The 3000-nt window shown below is 49.2% G+C and carries 3 protein-coding genes and 1 pseudogene; 2 read left to right on the top strand and 2 right to left on the bottom strand.

The features are described from left to right. The first annotated feature begins 141 nt into the window (after nucleotides 1-141). Entirely contained in the window at nucleotides 142-891 is a 750-nt protein-coding gene (locus tag AT710_09530; protein ID KUO90095.1) for a hypothetical protein, read from the top strand. On the opposite strand, the gene AT710_09525 is transcribed toward AT710_09530, so the two are convergent. Both AT710_09525 and AT710_09520 read right to left on the bottom strand, forming a co-directional pair. Next, the gene (locus tag AT710_09525; GenBank protein ID KUO90094.1) at nucleotides 888-1460 is read right to left on the bottom strand and encodes a hypothetical protein; all 573 of its coding nucleotides are present in this window, start codon (nucleotides 1458-1460) and stop codon (nucleotides 888-890) included. The genes AT710_09530 and AT710_09525 overlap by 4 nt on opposite strands. Before the next feature lie 87 nt (nucleotides 1461-1547). Continuing rightward, nucleotides 1548-2192 (bottom strand): hypothetical protein, encoded by a 645-nt coding sequence (locus tag AT710_09520; GenBank protein KUO90093.1) that lies wholly within the window; start codon nucleotides 2190-2192, stop codon nucleotides 1548-1550. A gap of 143 nt (nucleotides 2193-2335) precedes the next feature. Between AT710_09520 and AT710_09515 the strand changes: the two are divergent. Beyond that, nucleotides 2336-3000: pseudogene (locus tag AT710_09515) on the top strand.

Here is a 3000-nt window from a genome sequence, read left to right as displayed (position 1 = left end):
TGGCATTAAGCATCCCATTCACATCATGAAGCGATCCCAGTCTATTACGGAAGGGGATCAGTGGTCTTTGATGCATCCCATTACCGGGGTTGGGGATTACTCCATGAAAATCATTTAAATATGGATTACTATGGATTATCGATGCTTGCTGGAAAAGTTATTCTAGTGACCGGCGCATCGAGGGGAATAGGCAGGGCAGTGGCCGTGGAATGCGCTAGGAGAGGCGCATCGTTGTTGTTCATTAATTATGCACGTGATGAGGAGGGTGCCGAGGAAACCGCTAAATTAGTGGGGTTAGTTGGCTCCAGGGCAGTTCTTGTTCGTGGTGATGTATCGATTGAAGGGGACGTAGTTAGCATGTATAGATACGTAATGGATGAGGCCGGTAAATTAGATGGGGTGGTAAATAATGCGGGCCACGGTGATGGGGATATATGGAACAAGGATATTTATTCTTTATCTCCAGGGGATTGGGAATCAGTGTTGAGGGTTGACTTGATAGGCACCTTCCTATCCATGAGGGAGAGCCTCAAGTATATGAGGGAGGGCGCCATAGTGAACGTATCATCCATAGCTGCGCTGCAGGGCGCTGAGGATGGAATGGGAATACCATACGCCAGCGCTAAGGCTGGGATAATAGCCTTGACGAAGACAATGGCGAAGTTGTTTCCCAGCATTAGGATAAATGCCGTGGCGTTAGGCAACATTAGGACCCAGTGGATTAATTGGGTTAGCCAGGAGAGGTTAAGCAATATAGAGAGATCAATACCAATGAAGAGGCTCGGGGCCCCAGAGGATGCAGCCAAGGCAATAGCATTTCTATTAAGCGATGACGCCGGCTTCATCACGGGCCACGTTATTCCAGTTGATGGTGGTCAATGCCCCTGCTAGCAATTAAGCAGGAAATCAGCTATTGCAGAGATGAATTCCCTTGGCTTATCCAAGTAAGCCGGGTGCCCTGCCCCACTTATAGTAACTACCTTAAACTTCTTGCCGAGGAGCTCCTTATTAGATGGGCTGGACACATTATCGCGCTCGCCCCATATGCCTAGAACCGGTACCGTTATGTAATCTAGGTTAATTCTATCAACCGAGACAGGCCCAACAACTATGCCGCACTTAGCGTCATACCCCTTCTCCAGGTAGCGAAGAACAGTGGCTCCCCCAATTGATGCCCCCATTAATATAGGCCTCACGGCCCCAATCCTCCTTAATGCGTCGCGCAGGAAATCGGCGTAATCATCTATATCGCCATTTATGTGCGTCGTCTTTGATCGCGGCCCATACGGCATATCAATGGCGTAGACCCTATGATTCCGGGATAGGAAATCAATCACTCCAGCGGTCATCCACGCATTTGAGTCGAAGTTGAATCCATGAACCAATACGGCAGGATCCCCGCTTGACCCAGCCTCTATGTATCTAAACCTAATGCCGGAGACCTCATCGAATTTCTCCATGATGCAGCAACCCTATTCAGTGCTTCAAATGCTTTTCCTTTACTTGCCGTCGAATGCGGCTCATCGCAAAGTGCTTCTCGGGCGGGGTCACTGATTCTCAATCAATTCATTATATAGGGTCTCATTGAATCCAGCCATTACCTTAGTTGCATGCATCGATACCTCAAGCGTAATGGGCACATCAATCCTCAATAATCCGCTCTCCTCCACCTTAATGCTAAGCGTTGAGTTCACATCAATGGGAATGCCGTTCTGGTTCAAGCATGGAATAATGGTTAAGTTATAGATGCGGCTAATGCTTAGATGCATTGGCAACGAGGGAAGAGCGCTGGATTTATTGATATAGGCAATATACCTGTAGCAATATAATCCATTTATTTCCCTATAGAATCCCCCACCGCCTTCCTCGGTCCCATTCCCCACATTAATATCGATGCATTGCCCGACTCGGCCAAGCCGGGTCCAGGGGCAGATAAGCAATGAACCATTATAGCTCCACGCGAGGCCGAAATCATTATTCACCAACATGAATCCATGCTTTACCGTGCCCTGCCCATAAATAGCATTAAAGCTCTGGTTAATTCCCAGTCTAGGGACATATATATAACCATTATAATCAACGGTAAAGCTGCCCGTCATGAATCTATTAAGGGGAGATGAATTGCTTAATAAGAGAACTATTCCAATCACGATAATTATTATCCCCGCCATGATTATTATCGATTTACTCATGATCAACCGCTCACTGTCACCCCCCTTTTATTCATTTACCAATTGAGTCGGCATATTTCGGTGGGGGAAAATAATGAGGAGAAATCAACATTGTTGCTTGAAAGCAGTGGAAACGCTTTTATTAAGCCTACTGAATTATACGTGTGGAGAATAAGGATTTGCTTTGGGTTGAGAAGTATAGGCCTGTGAGGCTTGGGGACATGATTGATCAGGAGGCTGCTAGGGAGGCGCTTAGGAGGATGCTCCCCAACATTCCCCACCTACTCCTCCACGGCCCCCCGGGCACCGGGAAGACAACGGCAGCCCTCGCCCTCGCCCATGAGCTTTACGGGGAGGAGTGGAGGAGCAACGTGCTGGAGCTGAACGCGAGCGATGAGAGGGGCCTCCAGGTGGTTAGGGAGAGGGTTAGGGAATTCGCTAGGAGCGTTCCAAGCGGGGGCGCCCCCTTCCGCCTAGTCATCATGGATGAGGCGGATAACATGACTGGGGACGCTCAGCAGGCCCTTAGGAGGATGATGGAGGTCCACAGCTCCACCGCTAGGTTCATACTGATAGCGAATTACGTTTCCAGGATAATTGAGCCCATTCAGTCCAGGTGCGCCGTTATTAGGTTCACCCCCCTACCTAGGGAGGCGGTTATTGATAGGTTGAGGAGTATTGCCTCGATGGAGGGGGTCTCCATTGGGGGGGATGCGTTGGATGCCTTGTGGGAGGTGAGTGGGAGTGACTTGAGGAGGGCGATTAATGCCCTCCAGGCCGCCTCAAGCCTCTCCCGCCAAATAACGGCAGAAACAATATACAAAGCAAT

The sequence above is a fragment of the Thermocladium sp. ECH_B genome, assembly GCA_001516585.1.
Lineage (GTDB): Archaea > Thermoproteota > Thermoprotei > Thermoproteales > Thermocladiaceae > Thermocladium.
The sequence above is the reverse complement of the archived record's forward strand: the minus strand, read 5'-3'. Positions and strand labels throughout refer to the sequence as shown.

Coding starts and splice junctions, on each gene's coding strand:
- AT710_09530 (KUO90095.1), top strand. CDS start 142: ATGCTTGCTGGAAAAGTTATTCTAGTGACCGGCGCATCGAGGGGAATA.
- AT710_09525 (KUO90094.1), bottom strand. CDS start 1,460: ATGGAGAAATTCGATGAGGTCTCCGGCATTAGGTTTAGATACATAGAG.
- AT710_09520 (KUO90093.1), bottom strand. CDS start 2,192: ATGAGTAAATCGATAATAATCATGGCGGGGATAATAATTATCGTGATT.